General features: G+C 39.2%; 15 protein-coding genes. All 15 read right to left on the bottom strand.

All coding sequences use genetic code 11. The features are described 5' to 3' along the window. Positions 1 to 17 precede the first annotated feature (17 nt). The 15 genes from ftsH to D8Q48_RS09295 all read right to left on the bottom strand — a co-directional run bounded on the left by ftsH (position 18) and on the right by D8Q48_RS09295 (position 18,006). On the bottom strand, positions 18 to 1,847 hold the full coding sequence (gene ftsH, locus D8Q48_RS09225; protein ID WP_117989958.1) for an ATP-dependent zinc metalloprotease FtsH: 1,830 nt from the start codon (positions 1,845 to 1,847) through the stop codon (positions 18 to 20). Between the two features lie 16 nt (positions 1,848 to 1,863). Continuing rightward, positions 1,864 to 2,391 carry a hypoxanthine phosphoribosyltransferase gene (gene hpt, locus D8Q48_RS09230; RefSeq protein WP_022075456.1) on the bottom strand — a complete coding sequence of 176 codons (528 nt, stop codon included), beginning with the start codon at positions 2,389 to 2,391 and terminating at the stop codon, positions 1,864 to 1,866. Further along, positions 2,360 to 3,832 (bottom strand): tRNA lysidine(34) synthetase TilS, encoded by a 1,473-nt coding sequence (gene tilS, locus D8Q48_RS09235; RefSeq protein WP_117989957.1) that lies wholly within the window; start codon positions 3,830 to 3,832, stop codon positions 2,360 to 2,362. Before tilS ends, hpt begins: the two co-directional genes overlap by 32 nt. Before the next feature lie 42 nt (positions 3,833 to 3,874). Then, positions 3,875 to 5,272 carry a SpoIIE family protein phosphatase gene (locus D8Q48_RS09240; protein WP_117989956.1) on the bottom strand — a complete coding sequence of 466 codons (1,398 nt, stop codon included), beginning with the start codon at positions 5,270 to 5,272 and terminating at the stop codon, positions 3,875 to 3,877. Positions 5,273 to 5,471: 199 nt separating this feature from the next. Further along, the gene (locus D8Q48_RS09245) at positions 5,472 to 5,798 is read right to left on the bottom strand and encodes a septum formation initiator family protein (protein WP_117989955.1); all 327 of its coding nucleotides are present in this window, start codon (positions 5,796 to 5,798) and stop codon (positions 5,472 to 5,474) included. 195 nt (positions 5,799 to 5,993) lie between these two features. Further along, positions 5,994 to 6,275, bottom strand: coding sequence for a spore cortex biosynthesis protein YabQ (gene yabQ, locus D8Q48_RS09250; RefSeq protein WP_117989954.1), 282 nt, complete (start codon positions 6,273 to 6,275; stop codon positions 5,994 to 5,996). Between the two features lie 9 nt (positions 6,276 to 6,284). Continuing rightward, a complete protein-coding gene (yabP, locus tag D8Q48_RS09255; protein ID WP_022075461.1) occupies positions 6,285 to 6,569 on the bottom strand; it encodes a sporulation protein YabP in 285 nt (94 codons plus the stop codon). A gap of 140 nt (positions 6,570 to 6,709) precedes the next feature. Then, positions 6,710 to 6,949 (bottom strand): RNA-binding S4 domain-containing protein, encoded by a 240-nt coding sequence (locus D8Q48_RS09260; RefSeq protein WP_022075462.1) that lies wholly within the window; start codon positions 6,947 to 6,949, stop codon positions 6,710 to 6,712. A 119-nt stretch (positions 6,950 to 7,068) separates the two neighbouring features. Then, on the bottom strand, positions 7,069 to 7,341 hold the full coding sequence (locus tag D8Q48_RS09265) for an HU family DNA-binding protein (RefSeq protein ID WP_022075463.1): 273 nt from the start codon (positions 7,339 to 7,341) through the stop codon (positions 7,069 to 7,071). A gap of 179 nt (positions 7,342 to 7,520) precedes the next feature. After that, positions 7,521 to 8,528 (bottom strand): CotS family spore coat protein, encoded by a 1,008-nt coding sequence (locus D8Q48_RS09270; protein ID WP_117989953.1) that lies wholly within the window; start codon positions 8,526 to 8,528, stop codon positions 7,521 to 7,523. Positions 8,529 to 8,594: 66 nt separating this feature from the next. Next, entirely contained in the window at positions 8,595 to 9,929 is a 1,335-nt protein-coding gene (locus D8Q48_RS09275; protein WP_022075465.1) for a CCA tRNA nucleotidyltransferase, read from the bottom strand. A gap of 24 nt (positions 9,930 to 9,953) precedes the next feature. Next, entirely contained in the window at positions 9,954 to 11,345 is a 1,392-nt protein-coding gene (gene asnS, locus D8Q48_RS09280; protein ID WP_121056335.1) for an asparagine--tRNA ligase, read from the bottom strand. 118 nt (positions 11,346 to 11,463) lie between these two features. Then, positions 11,464 to 13,932, bottom strand: coding sequence for a C39 family peptidase (locus D8Q48_RS09285; RefSeq protein WP_121056337.1), 2,469 nt, complete (start codon positions 13,930 to 13,932; stop codon positions 11,464 to 11,466). A gap of 64 nt (positions 13,933 to 13,996) precedes the next feature. Continuing rightward, positions 13,997 to 15,148, bottom strand: coding sequence for an SAM-dependent methyltransferase (locus tag D8Q48_RS09290; protein WP_121056339.1), 1,152 nt, complete (start codon positions 15,146 to 15,148; stop codon positions 13,997 to 13,999). 200 nt (positions 15,149 to 15,348) lie between these two features. Next, the gene (locus D8Q48_RS09295; protein WP_121056341.1) at positions 15,349 to 18,006 is read right to left on the bottom strand and encodes an MFS domain-containing histidine kinase; all 2,658 of its coding nucleotides are present in this window, start codon (positions 18,004 to 18,006) and stop codon (positions 15,349 to 15,351) included. Positions 18,007 to 18,044 lie beyond the last annotated feature (38 nt).

An 18,044-nucleotide genomic window follows, 5' to 3' on the forward strand; every position in this document is an offset into this window, starting at 1 on the left:
CTCAACTACCGTACACATTATTTTTCAAAAAGTGCTTCAAACTCACTTCTTGTAAGCTTTTCTTTTTCTAACAGTAACTGAGCACAGGACTCCAATACTGGATGGTATTCGTCTAACAGAGCTTTCGCTTTTTCATAACAGTCATCTATAATGCGTTTTACTTCTTCATCAATTGTTGCTGCAACCTTCTCACCATATCCCCTTGATGAAGCATGACCGAAATCTCTTCCGATAAATACTTCGTCACTGTCATTATCATAATTAATCAGACCAAGCTTTTCTGACATACCGAATTTCGTGATCATTGATTTTGCAATTGCAGTTGCCTGTTTAATATCCTGGGATGCACCCGTTGTGATATCATCAAATATCTGTTCTTCTGCTACACGACCACCCAGTGATACGATAATTTCCTGTAACATATGTCCTTTTGTATTGAACATATCATCTTTTTCCGGAAGTGGCATTGTGTAACCACCTGCACCACCTGTCGGTACGATAGATACGCTGTATACAGGTCCTACATCCGGCAGCACATGGAAGAGAATTGCATGACCTGCTTCATGGTACGCCGTAATCCTGCGTTCCTTCTCAGATACAATACGACTCTTCTTCTCAGGTCCGATACCGACTTTTACAAACGCATGACGAATATCAGCCTGTTGAATATACATACGGTTTTGCTTTGCTGCGAGAATTGCCGCTTCATTTAACAGATTTTCCAGGTCTGCTCCGGTAAATCCGGCTGTTGTCTGGGCAATCTGTTTCAAATCCACGTCATCTCCAAGTGGCTTATTTCTTGCATGAACTTTAAGAATCTCTTCACGGCCCCCGACATCCGGACGGCCAACAATAACATCTCTGTCAAATCTTCCCGGACGAAGGATTGCAGGGTCCAGAATATCTTTTCTGTTCGTTGCAGCCATTACGATGATTCCTTCATTAACTCCGAAACCATCCATCTCTACAAGCATCTGGTTCAGTGTCTGTTCTCTCTCATCGTGACCGCCACCGAGACCACTTCCACGTCGTCTTGCCACTGCATCTATCTCATCGATGAAAATGATACATGGTGCATTTTTCTTTGCATCCTGAAACAAATCTCGCACACGTGATGCACCGACACCGACAAACATCTCCACAAAATCAGAACCTGAAATTGTAAAGAATGGTACTCCGGCTTCTCCCGCAACAGCTTTTGCCAACAATGTCTTACCTGTTCCCGGAGGTCCCTCAAGCAATACACCTTTCGGAATTCTTGCTCCGACTTGAACATATTTTTTTGGATCTTTCAGGAAATCTACGATTTCTTCAAGTTCTTCTTTTTCCTCTTTTAATCCGGCAACATCTTCAAATGTTACTTTCTTTTCACCAGGAGCACTCATCTTCGCACGACTCTTCCCAAAATTCATGGCTTTTGCGTTCGAACCGCCTCCTGCCTGTCTGTTCATTAACATAAACAAGAACATCACAACTAATGCCGTCAACATAACCGGCAATACTGTTGTCTCAAAAATTCCTGCTTCCGCTACATCCGGCATCTTATAATCTATATCATATTTACTGAGAAGCTCCTGCACCTTATTCACATCTGATACATTCACTTTCCCTGCTGAGCCACTATTCTTTAACACAAATGACACTGAGCCGGTTGGTACAGTCCGGTTCTGGTTAATTGTTACGTCACTGATGTTGCTATCCTGGACTTCCTGTACAAATCTTGTGTAAGTCACTTCCTGCCCCTGAGCCTGGATCCGGCTTGCAAACCAAAGTGCAAAAAGCACTGCTATGATGACTACAAAGAATGTTACGCCAGTGCCTTTATACTTCTTGCTGTCATTATTCAATTTAATATGCTCCTCTCTACTCCAGACCTTCCACTACTCCGATGAAAGGCAGGTTTCTATATTTCTGTGCGTAGTCCAGACCATATCCTACTACGAACTCATCTGGAATATTAAATCCAACATAATCTACTTTCACGTCTTTCACGCGACGTTCCGGTTTGTCTAATAATGTACACAAATGAACGCTTTTTGGATTTCTCTTCTTCAAAATATCAATCAGATAGTACAATGTACGTCCGGAATCAATGATATCCTCTACGATCAACACATCTTTTCCTTCAATTGCTTCATCCAGATCTTTCACGATTTTTACAACTCCGCTGGATTTTGTATCATCGCCATAACTGCTGACACTCATAAAGTCCATCGATACAGGCACAGAAATTCTCTTTGCCAATTCACACATGAAGAAGACTCCGCCTTTCAGTACGCAGATTAAATGTACCTGCTTTCCTTCATAATCTTTACTAATCTGTTTTCCCAGCTCTACGATTCTCTCGTCTACAGCTTTTTCAGATACTAACTCTCGAATTGTTTCTGCCATTTTCTTTTCCTCCATCACTTTTGTATGTTTCTACTTCAATTTGTAGAATCCACTTAGTTGACTGCTTCACTTGATAAGCCTGGCTCATCCGGTGTCCCAAAACCCATAAAATATCATTGTTCTCTGCGAGCAACAATTGACTGTCTCTTACCTCTTTCGGGATTTTTTCATCTACAAACCAACTCTTTAGTTTTTTTTGATGACCTTTTTCATCAATTACAATATTATCGCCTGCCTGTCTTGTTCTAATATACAGACTGCTCTTTATTATATCATAATCAAACCATTTCGTGTATATTTTTTGTGGTATATCCTTTATTGAAAGATTTTTAGGCTTTTCCAGTATTTTACATCGAACTTTAAGATTCCTGTCTGCAAGTATGATTTCCCCCGGAATGTTCAATTCACTCATGCATTCCTGCATGATTTCTGCTTTCTTTTCTTCCCCGGACGAATATGTTCTTCTTTTCTCTAACCGGATTCCTTCATAATTTCGTTTTGCATGCATTTCATAAGGAAGATCCAGTGTCCGTCCTACTTGCTTATTCATTAACTCCATCATCACATCGACATGTTTGTGGCTCAAATCTCTTTTTTTGCCCCCCACTTGTTCCATGCCTTTTCGGATCACCATTTTCTTTATCAATTCCGGAAATGTTTCAAAGGAATTTTGCTGAATTTGAATCCAACATGCTTTTTCAGAATGTTCCTGTACACATTCTTGATATGCAGCCTCCACTTGTTCCTGCATATATTCCTGGAGCTCCCATATCTGCTCCATTGTTTCATTCATATGCCGGACTGCAGCCGAATTGACCTGTTCTTCTAAAATCGGGAGTACCAGATGCCGCAATTTATTTCTTGTATAATCTGTCCCTGCATTCGTTTCATCAATACAATAGGATTGCTTTCTCTTGGAAAGATATTCTTCAATCTCTTTTCTGTTCATACATAGCAGCGGACGGATAAATTTTCCATTAACCGGACGGATTCCTCCTAGTCCGTCTAACCCGGTTCCTCGTGACAGATTCCAAAGCAGTGTCTCTGCATTATCATTTTGATGATGTGCTAATGCAATTTTATTTCCTCCGTATTTTTGGCACACACTGTCAAATGCTTCTCTCCTCACCATTCTCCCGGCTTCCTCCAAAGATTGTTTCCTCTTTTTCGCAATTGATTCCAGATTCACACGGAAAATTTCCAATGGGATTCGATGCTGCTCGCATAATGCTTCTACAAATCGCTGATCTTGGTCTGCTGCCTCTCCTCTAAGCCCATGATGTACATGCACTGCAATTAAATCAAACCCTATTTTTTCTCTCAATTCTAAGAGCATCAAAAACAGGCATACCGAATCTGCACCTCCCGATACACCTGCAATCACCTTATCGCCACAGGTGAGCATATGATATTTTTGGATAAATTTTTCTATTCGTTTCATAAGTAAACTATACTCAATCTCCCCGAAAAATGCAACAATCCCTTAATATTTCCAAATTCCGATAACCAATACGGTCATATCATCTTCAGGCGGTTTGCCTGTCCAATTCAATACTTGTTTTAAAATGTGTTGTGCCATTTCTTTCGGATTTATGATTGCAGTTCCTTTTATAATCGTTTCCAATAACACATCCTGCTCCCCTACCGGCAGCGCATCCATAATTCCATCGGTAACCATAATCACAAAATCACCATCTTCCAACTGTCTTTTTGCGTGATCTACGTCCAGCTTATGAACCACTCCTATCGGCAGACTAGTTGAACGCAAGTGCTCGATGCTATCTTTCTTTTTAATAAATGTCGACGATGCGCCGGCTTTTAAAAACTCACATATGCCGCTATACAAATCAAACACACACATATCTATTGTAGAATAATGTATCTCTTCCCGTCCCATTACCAGTGTTGTGTTAATCATCTGAATTGCCATTTTCTCAGGAAATCCTGCTTCAAGCAACTCCTCCAATAACTCAATCACCAATGTACTCTCGCGGCATGCCCGCTCTCCCGAACCCATTCCGTCTGACAATGCAACTCCCTGCTTTCCTCCCGGAAGATCCAGCATCATAAAATTATCGCCTGATATTTCACAGCTTCCTTTTCCGACTTTTGCAACTCCCTGCAACGTGTAATATTCCGGTCCTTCCATGCATACTACCGTAATGTATTCCCGACCCATTATTTGTGCCTGTTCCTTTGCGGGAGTTAGTTTTCGTCTGGCTGCAATCGAAATTTCTTTCACAATCTCACGGACTGTAAAACATTGCTCATACATTGCTCTTGCAGTTACATGGATTTCATATTTTCCTTCCGAATTCATAAAAAAATCAGTTTTTAACACCCGGACTCCTTTTTTCTTTAGTGCCTCAATAATTCTTTTTTCCAACCATTCATCATGGAAAATACTATCCTCCATTTCCTTTGCGGTCTGACGTATCATTTCGGCAAATGTGTCCATCTGGATCGCACATCCCTCCCTGCTTAATGCCATCCTGTTTGTCCACATCATGTTCTGCCGGGCCGCTTGAAATGCCTCTAACATTTCTCTTAGAAATCGCGGAGCACGAATACAGCACTGTTTCAGCTTACGCTTCGTTTCTACATTCATTTCATCTCCATAATTATCTACCGCCGATAATATTTCATACCCCATCTGGCATGTGTGTACATAATTTTCTCCCCAGCACCAGTCTCTTTTTTCACATTTTGCGCAGACATGCTCTTTCACTTGAGCAAACATCGCATCAATCTCATCATTTGTAAAAGATTTTTTCTTATTTTCCATTTTCAGAAATGTATTCGCCAATTGTGTAAGTGAATCTGCAAACTTTTCTATCTGTGCCACGTATGGGCTTGTATGAAGCATCTGTCCTTCTTCCATTTTATTATGTCACCTCCAAAAAGAATGTGCTTTGCACATTCAAGCACCTGCGGCGGCCGCTTGCGACATTTACATTGTACGACGCAGTGCGTATCCTGCCGGAGGATTTTTATTACATAAGAAATAAATTTTCCTAATGTAATAAAAAACTCCGGAGTTCTCTCCGGAGTTTTTCGTTCGTGTTTTTATTTTTCTATATTCAATTCGTCTGCTTGAAAAGGATCTCATTCGGATCCACTAAGCCCAGTTTATCTTCCGCAACTTCTCTTATGTAATCATCAGTCTTAACATAATCCTGATATTCTTTTATCTCTTTTGACCGTTCTTCCTCTTTCTTTATCTGGGCTTCCAATTCAGCTTCCTGCTGTTTATAGTCTTGATTTTTTGAATAAATAGAGATGGAACCTATGCCAAATACTAATGTTAACACTGCCAATCCTACGCAGATTATCTGTACACTTTTCATATGCGGACGGGCTGTTCTTTTTTTCTTATGGCCCTGCTTTCCTGCTTTTTTATTATTCATAACTGCACTCACCTTACTTTGCGAACTACATGTTACGTCCCTTCTACTTTTCTATACCTCTGCTTGTGTTTTTATAATATCTGGTTTAATGTTTATTTTCAAGTAATTTTTACATATTTCTTAATAAATTGTTACATTGACATTACCGTTCACTCCCGTGTCAATCACTACGCTGATTGGCACGAAGGATACACATCAGAAAACTTTTCGTTTCACAAGCCATGCACTTACACTTCCCAAAATCACTCCCAGGAGGAAAAACCATCGTATCGTTCCATGCGTTGTGCGATACATCTGTCTAAACAAATAACCCCCGGTTCCCATCCAGAACAAAAAATCTTCCAAATTTATCATTACAATTGAATGTCGTATTAACTTTCTCATCTGGATCAACACTTGATAAACAATAAATAAAATGCAGCCAGACAGCCACGCATAGAAAAAAATAACAGCTTCTGTTCTAATTCCAAGCATCATAGGCATTTCCTATTTAAATAATTTTGTAAACAAATTTTCATTTGGATGCCCTGTTTGATTTGTATCGGAATAAATAATACTGTCTATATTGCCGGCAATATCTATCTCTCCCTTTTCCACGCTAAGCCTATTTACATGCAGGTCCGTACCTTTGACCAGCAACATGCCTTGTTCGGTCTCAAGCACAACTTCATTTAAATCAAAGGATAATACGTCAAGCACACCAGTCACCATACTTGTCTTTCGATTATTGATGACCAGCTTGTGTGCCTTTGCAATCTGCCTTTCTTCCACACAAACTCCCCCTCTCTCAATATCTCCAAAGCATGTTTTCCATGTCTGGATATGTCAGGAGTTTCTCAACCTTTCGAGATTGAAAGTATCTCCATTCAAATATATATGAAAGAGTTTTAAATTTTATGTCTTTTTATTTTTTACAAATAACGGAACAAATCTTTTGCTTCTTCTTTCTTTGTTGTATCCTGAATATCCAAAACTTCTACTTTAACCGTCTTTGTTCCAAACTGGATTTCTATAATATCTCCGACCTTTACCTTTACAGAAGCTTTTGCGACAACTCCGTTCACCAGAACTCGTCCCGCGTCGCAGGCTTCATTCGCAACTGTTCTTCGTTTGATCAAGCGGGAAACCTTCAAAAACTTATCTAATCTCATCTTATCTTTCCTTTTCTTTAATCCCTTTTTTAGGAGAAAGAGGCAGAGGATATAACCCTCTGCCTCTTTCTCCTTTATTTACAAGGCATCCTGCGATGCCTGCTTTTCATCTATTCGTCTTAGTTTACAGCATCTTTCAGAGCTTTTCCAGCTTTGAATTTTGGTGCGTTGCAAGCGCTGATTGTCATAGGCTCACCTGTCTGTGGGTTCTTACCTGTTCTTGCTGCTCTCTTGCTTACTTCAAATGTTCCAAATCCAACTAACTGAACTTTCTCTTCTTTTTTCAGTTCTTCAGTAACAACATCGATAAAAGCCTTTACTGCTTTTTCTGAATCTTTCTTAGAAATTTCTGCTCTTTCTGCAATTGCTGCGATTAATTCTGTTTTGTTCATATGAATATTTCCTCCTTTTTATTATAGTAGAATTCTAATTCTAACCGGGTAAAGGCTCTTCTTCGCCGTTTCTCGGCTTTGCCCTTAGATACTGTTATACAATTTCCACTACTATTTGTCAAGCATTCTACGCTTAAAAAACGGCGAAAACACGTGGTTTTTGCCGTTTTTTCCACCTCCTATAACCGAAAGTCAAATATCACTTCTAAAAATCGTAGTTTTTCCTGATTTTGAGCTACTGCAAGCTCAAGTTTTTCGACATTTTTCTCTGGCATCCACGCCTTATTGGAATGATAATAAGCATTCACAATTTTCCAAAATTTCTCCGGATAAGCTATTTTCAACGCAATATATTCTAGTTCTTCTTTCTGCAGTGTCCTCACACTGTTATACCGGCTTAAAATTTCATTTCCAAGTACAACACTCCAATGATATTTTTCCATAACTTTCCGCAAAAAATAATACAAATCCAACACCTGCACGTCTCTTCTAAAATGTTCAAAATTAGTTGTCACAACCTTTTGCGGAAGCAAGAGCACATTATGATAATTGTAATCTCCATGGATTAACAAACCTTCTTCAACACTCGATTTATAAAGCTCATCATATTTAGAATTTGCAAGACGCTCCTCCACCGCTTTTCCTGCCTCATACATTTGCTCAAAGGATTTTAAATACATTGCTTCAAATGTCCCTTTATTCACGCGTTTTCGCACAAATGCCCTCACCTTTTTCAATTCGCGGTTATGACATATCATTTCTTCTTTCAAATGTCTTCCCGCCGGCGGCCGTATCTCCTGTTTTTCCTCTACACTGCATATGTCTCTCCATTTCATATCTAGGTGCAAGTGTGCCAGATTTTCTGCTGCCATAAGCACATCTGCTTCACGCCGCACCTCACACTCTCTCCCGTCATACCATTTTTTCAGCAGATACCGGCTTCCATCTCTTGCGGTACTGACCAATTTATTTTCCGAATTCAGTATCGGTGTGTCCACATATTTGCCACTCTCTTCAAGCTGACATAATAGCGTATAAAATAAGAGGGCACGTCTGTCAGAGATTTTTGTCTCTTTTAACAGCATCGTTCCCTCTTTCGTGTTGATAAAAAACGCACCCCTGATTTTACGGGTGCTTTCTGCCTCAATTGGATATTGTTCTAAGATTTCTAATTCACTTTCTCTCATTGCTGCCCCCTACATTACACGATTCATAACTCTTTTTAATCTATGTAAGAGGCAGCCAAAGTATTCTTAAAGTCCAAGCCTTTCTTTTACATACTCACAAAGCAGCTCTTTTTTATTACATTGTGGATCATCAATAACCCACTCCAACAGCTCATTCAACATATTGCCAAGTTCTCTTCCCGGCTTCATGCCAATCTCCATAAGATCCTTGCCCGTAACTGCAAGGTCTCTAAGTGTCACACAATGCTCCTTGATCAAAGTATCCTGATAAATCTCTCGCATTGCAATGATATTTTCAATCTTTGCACGTCGCTGATATGAACTTTGTGCTTTCACATCCGCCATACGAACTGCCAGATAATATGGAAATAATTCTACTCCTATACGATTCATGGCACGCCGTACATTCGGTCCTGTCGCCTCGATACGATAATCATGATAACATACCAGTTTTGTTACTTTTTTGATCGTATCATTATCCATCTTCAGGCGCTGCATGATGGAACGGGCTTTCTCCTCACTGCCGATTGAGTGCTCTTTAAAATGATCTTGTCCGTTTTCATCTGTCGTTTTTGCAAATGGTTTTCCCATATCATGGAATAACATCGTCAGACGCAGTATCTTATCCTGCTTTACATTCATGATCGCATGAAGTGTATGCTCTGCCACATCATACATATGATGCGGTGTGTGCTGCTCCACCCCGACCATACGGTCCCATTCCGGAAGAATCACTCTTGTGATTCCCAACTCGTATGCATCCTTGAGACGCTCCGGATGATCTGACATAAGCAGCTTTATCAATTCTGCCTGTATTCTTTCTGCACTGATATTTTTCAATGACAGCACCTGTGAACGAATTGCATCTGCGGTATGTTCTTCAATTGCAAAATCCAACTGTGCGGAAAATCTCACTGCACGCAGGATTCGCAGAGCATCTTCTTCAAAGCGTTCCTTCGGATCACCTACACAACGGATCAAATGATAATTCAGATCCTTCATTCCGCCAAATGCGTCTACCAGACGAACATCATCATTATATGCCATTGCATTGATCGTAAAATCACGACGGCGCAAATCTTCTTCCAGCTTATTTGTGAAGATTACTTCCTTTGGATGGCGGCTGTCTTCATAAACTCCGTCAATTCGATATGTCGTCACTTCATACATATCTTTCCCCATAAGAACCGTTACCGTTCCATGTTCAATTCCAGTATCTACTGTTCTCGGAAAAAGTGCTTTTATTTCTTCCGGCTTTGCAGACGTAGTGATATCCCAGTCCTGAGGTTCTTTTGCAAGAATTGAATCTCTCACACATCCTCCAACCGCATATGCCTCATATCCATGCATCTGTAAATTTTCAATAATCTCTGTCACTTTGCCAGGTAACGTAATCTTCATATAATTTCTGTTCTCCTCTTAGCCTTATAATTCGCAGTTATTTACTGTTCTTGGGAATGGAATTACGTCACGAATGTTTGACATACCTGTCAGATACATTACACAACGCTCAAATCCAAGACCAAATCCTGCATGACGTGTAGAACCATATTTTCTAAGATCCAAATAGAACTGATAGTCCTTCTCTTCCAGCCCAAGCTCATTCATTCTTCCAAGGAGCTTGTCATAGTCATCCTCTCTCTGGCTTCCTCCGATAATCTCACCAATTCCCGGTACAAGACAGTCTACTGCTGCTACAGTCTTACCGTCTTCATTCAGTTTCATATAAAATGCTTTGATTTCCTTTGGATAATCTGTAACAAATACAGGACGTTTATAAACCTCTTCTGTAAGATAACGCTCATGTTCTGTCTGCAGATCACATCCCCAAGATACTTTATAATCAAATTTATCGTTATTCTTCTCAAGAATCTCTACCGCTTCTGTATATGTTACTCTTGCGAAATCAGACTCTACAACGTTCTTCAGACGCTCAATCAGTCCTTTATCTACAAATGAGTTGAAGAAGTTCATCTCTTCCGGAGCCTGTTCCATCACATAATTGATAACATATTTCAACATAGCCTCTGCCAGCTCCATGTCATCTTCCAAATCTGCGAATGCAATCTCTGGCTCGATCATCCAGAACTCTGCTGCATGTCTTGTTGTATTAGAATTCTCAGCTCTGAATGTTGGTCCAAATGTGTAAATGTTACGGAAAGCCTGTGCATAAGTCTCACCATTAAGCTGACCACTTACTGTAAGGCTTGTTTCTTTACCAAAGAAATCCTGACTGTAATCTACTGTTCCGTCTTCGTTCTTTGGAAGATTTTCCATATCAAGTGTTGTTACTCTAAACATCTCTCCTGCACCTTCACAGTCACTTCCTGTGATTAACGGAGTGTGTACATATACAAATCCTCTCTCCTGGAAGAACTGATGAATTGCATATGCTGCCAGAGAACGTACACGAAATACTGCCTGGAATGTATTTGTTCTCGGACGAAGATGCGAAATAGTTCTAAGATACTCAAAGCTGTGACGCTTTTTCTGCAGTGGATAATCCGGTGCTGAAGCACCCTCTACTGTGATTTCGTCTGCCTGAATCTCAAATGGCTGTTTTGCCTGTGGTGTTGCGACCAATGTTCCTGTCACTACGATTGCAGCTCCGACATTCTGCTTTGAGATTTCCTGGAAATTCTCCATCTTGTCATGATACACAATCTGAAGTGGTTCAAAATACGAGCCATCATTTACCACGATAAATCCAAATGTTTTAGAATCACGGATACTTCTGATCCATCCACCAACTGTTACTTTCTTATCCAGATATTCTTCTCTGTTCTTAAATAACTCTTTTACTGTTATCAAATCCATATCAAAATACTCCTTTTTCTATCTTCAGTTACACAATATCAGTATTATAGCACTGCTCGTTTCTAAAGTGCAATGCTTTCAATACATTATTTACTCCAACTATCTTCTTTCGTGTTTCTTATTTTACATATCCTATAAATGTATTTCCGCTTCCTGCCACCATTGCTTCCATTGTCGCAGTATCTACCGTCTTGCCTTCGCCTGTGTCCGGATCAATATAAGTGACATTGTCTGTCGTATATCCAACCAGCAGAATCGCGTGACTTGCATCTGTCATAGCAATAACCGGTCTTCCTTTATTGATAATGTAAAGAATCTGGTTTAATGAACATCCTGTCAAATCCATTCGCTTTGCATCATACTGCTCCATATAATTTGTACATGCCTCCAATGAAGTCTGATCGTCCGCTTTCTTAAATGCCCCTACATCTGTACTGTACACCAGATCTCGGTTTCCTTTTTCCCAGACATAAGCCTGTTCCGAAGAAATCACAACACCGGAAACCTGCTCTGCTTTCTGGATTGCATAAGCGGCTTTATCATAAATTGCTACCAGCTCGCCCATACCATAAACATAATATTTATCCGAACGTATCTCATCATCAAATGCTATCGTAATCGACTTTGATGATACAACCTGCTTTGGTCTTAATATCTTCGGTGACATTTCCTCAATTCCATCCGCAAAGGTGAATCGCATCTGCCTTTCTTTTACGTCCGATGAAGTAATCTCCAGTGTGATATTATTCTTTTTACGTTCTTCATTACTCGTAATATAATCCTGGACCGCCGTAGTATAAGTATTCTCATTTCTCGTCAGACGATTTAGCGTTACCATATTAGAATCTACCAGTATATCGGAAATATATACACCTTCCTGTGCATATGTCTTCAACACCTGATTTGAAGAATCCCTGATTTCCAACTGATACATCGGTAAAATATCCTGCCCCGTAACCGTAGTCCCTTTATCCGATTCACGTATCCTTCCTACAATAAAGTCACCTGCAACAAAGCCAAGCGGACGGACAGCCTCTTCTTCATTCGCTTCAACTGTATAAGATTTTCCATTTGCCAGGTTCAACACTTCTACCTCTGTAGCTGTATTTAACGAACCATCTTTCTCATATGCGATCAAATGTCCATCCTCAGATACCACATACTGTCCTTCGTCCAGATCTTCTGCCAGTTTGGTCTGCTCATAATCTTCCATTGATACTTGATAAAACGTACCGCCTGCGAGTACATAAAGCATCTGTTGCTCTTCGTTAAAATATACCATCTTTCCAAGCTCGTCTTCCGCAATTGCAAATGACTTTGTACTCGGGATAAATGCCTTTTCCTGTACGGCATTTTTATTATCATCAAAGTAATAAACCGCAACACCAACCTGTCCTTCATATTCTCCACGATTCATATATCCATATACGGCAAATGTTATATTTCCCTTATTGTCCATCTGAATGATACGTACTGCATGCTGGTCATTTCTGGAACGTTCATCCTGCCCTTCCATATTAGCAAAGCTAAACACTTGTGATAATTCATCTGTATTTTTATTATATAACCACAAATCTCTCTCCTGGACAAATGCTACAATAGTTCCTTTTTTATTTGTCGCATAGGCAACATCCGAATTCGTCACGCCCAGCATAATACCATCTTTATCTATCACCTGCTTATTTCCGTTGAATATCTGGTTCATCGTTCTTGAATAATCCAGCAGATACATCTGCCCTGCATTACAACGCACACGGAAAAACTCTTTTACATTGTAAGTTTCCACTTCACCGCTGTCTCCGGTACATGTCACCTGATATCTTGCTAACAAAGACGTATATACTGTATTACATTCTTTGATGCTCCAGTCCACATCTGTTGACACTTGTGGATTTAAGTCTCCCCACTGTAAATGCGAAATATTCGAATGAATATTCACAGTCTGCAATGTTGTATTATCACTTTCTTCATTTGGCTCAAGATAAGCTTCCAGTTCTTCTGCATATTGTTTGTCAAATGTTTTCTCATGGATGCTTTTAGCAAAATTCAGACACTCTCTGGCTGAACGATTGAAATTCTGCTCGATTCTTGTGTAATAATAAACATCCTTATCTTCCAACGTTAAAGTTACTTTTAGAACTGCCTCCTGAATTGAATCGTCCACTGCACGACTTAAGTTTAACGTCACTTGCGATGATTCCGTATCCGAATTTCCACCATTCCATTCTTCAACATTTTCTTTCAGATAGCAGTCCTTTCCGTCAAGCGAATACGCCTCGTAAGAAATTTTCCGGATCTGCTCTCCATAGCTATAAAGATTCAACTGTAATGTCCTTGTTGCTGCCACCGGAGTGATCGTATCACGCATTGCTGTTATGTTCATCTCCGTAGTATACCCCGGCAACGCATTTACCTCATTGTCATCTACAATGACCGATACCATCGGCAATGTCGGCTCACCTAAACTAATCGTCTGGTCATCGGTTCCCTTATTCATGACCAGACTGCTCACAAGTACTGCTGCTAAAAATATCAGGATGAGAATTCCTATTTTCATCCATTTCCTTGATTTTTTTCTTTTCTTCATATTCAGTTTTGACCCCTTATTTTTTTAATTTTGTTTTCATTTGACTTCACCTGTCCATCTCTGCCTAATTAAGCAGTCTCCCCAATGTCGGTGATGCATGCAAAAATTCTTCGCATGCCTGAATCTGTTCTTTACATTGTTTTTCTTTCTTTATATGCTTCTCCTTTGCCTTCACCGCTCGAAGTAAAATATTCTTCGGTGTATGTTCCATATCTATAAATTCCAGAACCTGTGTATCATATCCCATACTTTCCAGATATTCTGCTCTCAGACCATCTGTCACAAGTGCTGCAAATCGTTCTTTTAGTAATCCGTATTTCATAATCGGAGCCAGAACCTCATTTTCAATCTGGCTGTTCAATTCATGCTGACAACAAGGAACTGAAAGTATGACTTTTGCATTCCAGCCAACAGCCTTTGCCAGTGCATAATCTGTTGCCGTGTCACATGCATGCAGTGTCACAACCATATCAACTTCATTGACACCCTCATAATCTGCAATATCGCCCTCTAAAAATGTCAGTTTTTCATATCCGTATTCCTTGCTCAATGCATTACAATGTGCGATAACCTCTGATTTCAAGTCTAGTCCGATGATGCGGATATCGTATTGCTTCAATTCATGCAGATAATAATACATTGCAAATGTCAAATAAGATTTCCCACATCCAAAGTCCAGAATTGTGATTTCTCTATCCTTATCCAGCTGTGGCAGGATATCCTCAATAAATTCCAAAAAGCGATTGATCTGCCGGAACTTATCAAACCGTGTTCTCACAATCTTGCCATCTTGTGTCATAACCCCAAGATCCTGTAAAAATGGTACCTTCATACCTTCCTGTAAAATATATTTTTTGCTTCGATTATGTGCCTGTATTTTGACGTTCCTGCTTGTTTTTACAGCTCTTTTCTGTATTGTAACCTTTCCCTTTTTACTGATAAGTATCGTATAATCTGTATCTTTGGTTGCCATCTGCATTTGTTTAAATTCTTTCATATAATCAACAATTCTCTCAACTGCTGCATCCGGCTCCAGATTTTCATGAAATGCTTGTGTCTTCGAAAAAGATTCTAATTGCAAAAATAACCGGTCTTTCATCATTACCGGTCTGACTTTTACTTTTATAATTCCCTCTTTTGTACGGGGATTACTCAAAATAGCCTGTATAAAATCTATATTTAATGTTTCACATAACAATTTTTTTATATTTTCCATATTTACTCTTTCTATGTTTAAATTGTTACTGTTCACAGTACCTGAAAACAGTAAAATCAAATTTTCTATCGAATATAATTTTTCCTACTATCGGATTTATTTTATCACAGAAGTTTTTTCGGGGCAACCGACAAGAGAGTGAGTTTATGGCTTTTTTACAAAATGTAAAAAGTCATAAACCCACTCTCTGTTATTTCTTTTTATCGACTTTCTTTAAGTGGTAATGTGATCGTCACCTTAAACAAATCACCATCCACATATACTTCAAATGTTCCACCTTGCATCTCTGTCAATGTACTTGCAATAGAAAGCCCGAGACCGCTTCCTTCTGTACTTCTTGAAATATCTCCACGGATAAATCGTTCTGTAAGCTCTTCCGCTTTAATATTCAGCTTCTGAGCGGAAATATTTTTCAATGTAAATTCTGCCACTTCTTCTTTTATTTGCAGATCGGCATATACACGTGTTCCCGGCATTGCATATTTTGCCGCATTATTGAAAATATTTTCCAGAACGCGCCACATCCTGCGTCCATCTACATGAACAATAACCGGGGATTCCGGAACAGATGCAATCACTTCCAAATCATTTGTCGACATCTTCTCTTCGATTTCGCCAATCGTCTGATTCAATATTTCCACAAAATTGACATCCATCATCTGCAGATTTATATTGCCACTGCTCACCTTTGATGCTTCTACCACATCCTCCGTCAATGTCTTTAACCTCTGAGACTTTTCCTCTAAGACTTTCAAATATCCCTGAATCTTTGGATCATCAATCTCTTCTCGCTTTAACAAATCCACATAATTAATAATCGATGTAAGAGGTGTTTTAATATCGTGCGACACATTTGTGATCAAATCCGTCTTCAGTCTTTCACTTTTGATTTTTTCATCTACAGCACGATTCAATCCATTTCCTATATCATTTATCATCTCCGCAGTATGTTTATATTCGCCCTTTAGTTTTTCTGTCGGTATCTGATATTCCAACTCTCCGGATGCAATTCTTTCAATTCCTTTTCGTATCTTATCCTTTGCAATTGCGTTTCGCACAATATAATATACCCCTACAATTTCCGCTACGAACATAAGGAAAATAAACAAACTGAAACCTGAGCTCATACCAAGCCAGTGAATACATACAAATCCAATAAACACTATAACTGCCCGCCAGGTAATACTTCGATTTCTCCAAAAATCGCAGAAAAATCTAACAATTGCACACAAGACTTTGATACACCATTTTAAAATGAAGTATAAAATACTATTTTTCCAGAGGATTCGTCCCTTAATCCTTCTTACCAGACTAAGATATCCCGCAAGGAACAATACCATACTCAGTCCCATATAAATCGTTACGAGCACATAATTCATTCCTGACAAAGAAAATGTATAATAATACTGTTGAGATGTATTTCCCCAACCCACAGCATCGTAACAGGTTACTTCCCAGCATCCTCCGACAAACATCGTCAGAAAAATCCATGGCACAATTACAAGCGCTGCTCCCAATTCGCTCTTCCAATAATCATATGAATTCAAATGAAGTTCTTCATCTTCTGAATTTCGCCCTGCTACTACTGTCAGCCAGACTATAATGATTAAACACAGTGCTATGCCGACTATAATAAATGCACTTGCCATATTGATATATGGAGCATATTGCCGGTAATTTTGATTATATGTGTAAAATACGTCCTGAACCGGGAAATCTGTATCGACCGCTGCCACAAAAATATAATTGTCGGATTCTTTATTGTCTTCTGCTAAAATATGAAAGACTTCTTTCCATTTTCTGGCATCTGTATCTTTTAAGTTCGATTCAAAATCTGCCAACTTAGGCTTTACTACAACATACTTGCTATGCTCTTGTTTTTTTAATTCTTCTATATTTTTATCTACATCACTATATTGTGTCCATGCACTATTATTTGTGTACACTTTCTTCGCCTGCTGATCCACAAGCAGATACTTGAAATTTGTATTTCCTTCCGAAAAATCTGTAGAATCTTTATATTCGCCATACTGTTCTGCATCACAAGCAATATTCTCCAATGAACTGCTCAAATCATTGTATATCTTATCCAGCTTTCCGTTTAACTTTTCATTTTCATTAATGAGTGTTAACAGATTTTTTGCACCAATCGGCGCAGCCTCTTCTTTTCCTATTGAAGAATCCCAATTACTGTCATATATCCAACAATCTGTGTAGAGAGTATTTCCTTTTTCATCTTCAATTCGGATGGTATCATAATATTTTGACATTCCCACGCTATAATTATAAGACAAATTATCGTAAAATGTTTGCAGCTGACTATTCTCCCCTGCATTCTCCTCCGGTCGAAGCTGGGCTCCATTTAAAATAACCCTGAGTTTAGCATCATTGATCAGGTTTTGGAATTCATTATAATAGTAATAATAGTATTTTCCATCTTTTTTCTTACAGACAATAATGCGATAGTCATCCGCATCCTCACTACTCATTTCTTTTGCCTGTCCCCATGCTGCCAGCTCACCTAACTTGTATGCAACTCCGGAAGTATTCTCTCCGGATATCGTTCTGTTTTTTGCATACTCTGTAATGTCTACAATCTTATCCGGATTATATTTGCCATCTGTCTCGAATTCGTCTTGTATATGAATCCTCTCCGCCACGTAGGTTGCCGTCTGATACATTGTTTGCTCAAATGATTTTGCATTCTCATATTTTTTCTCTGCTCGTAGCTTTGCATCATATACTACACCATTCAAGCTTGCCAATAAAAAAACACTAATTCCAAGCAATATTGCTGTAACAATCGCAACAAAAACCAATATCGCCTTTGTAATCGGTTTTTTATACCATTTCTTCATATAATCACACCCTTACCTCTTAATTTAGGAAGCTGCAT

It is taken from the genome of Ruminococcus sp. B05 (assembly GCF_003628495.1).
Taxonomy (GTDB): Bacteria; Bacillota; Clostridia; order Lachnospirales; family Lachnospiraceae; genus Schaedlerella; species Schaedlerella hominis.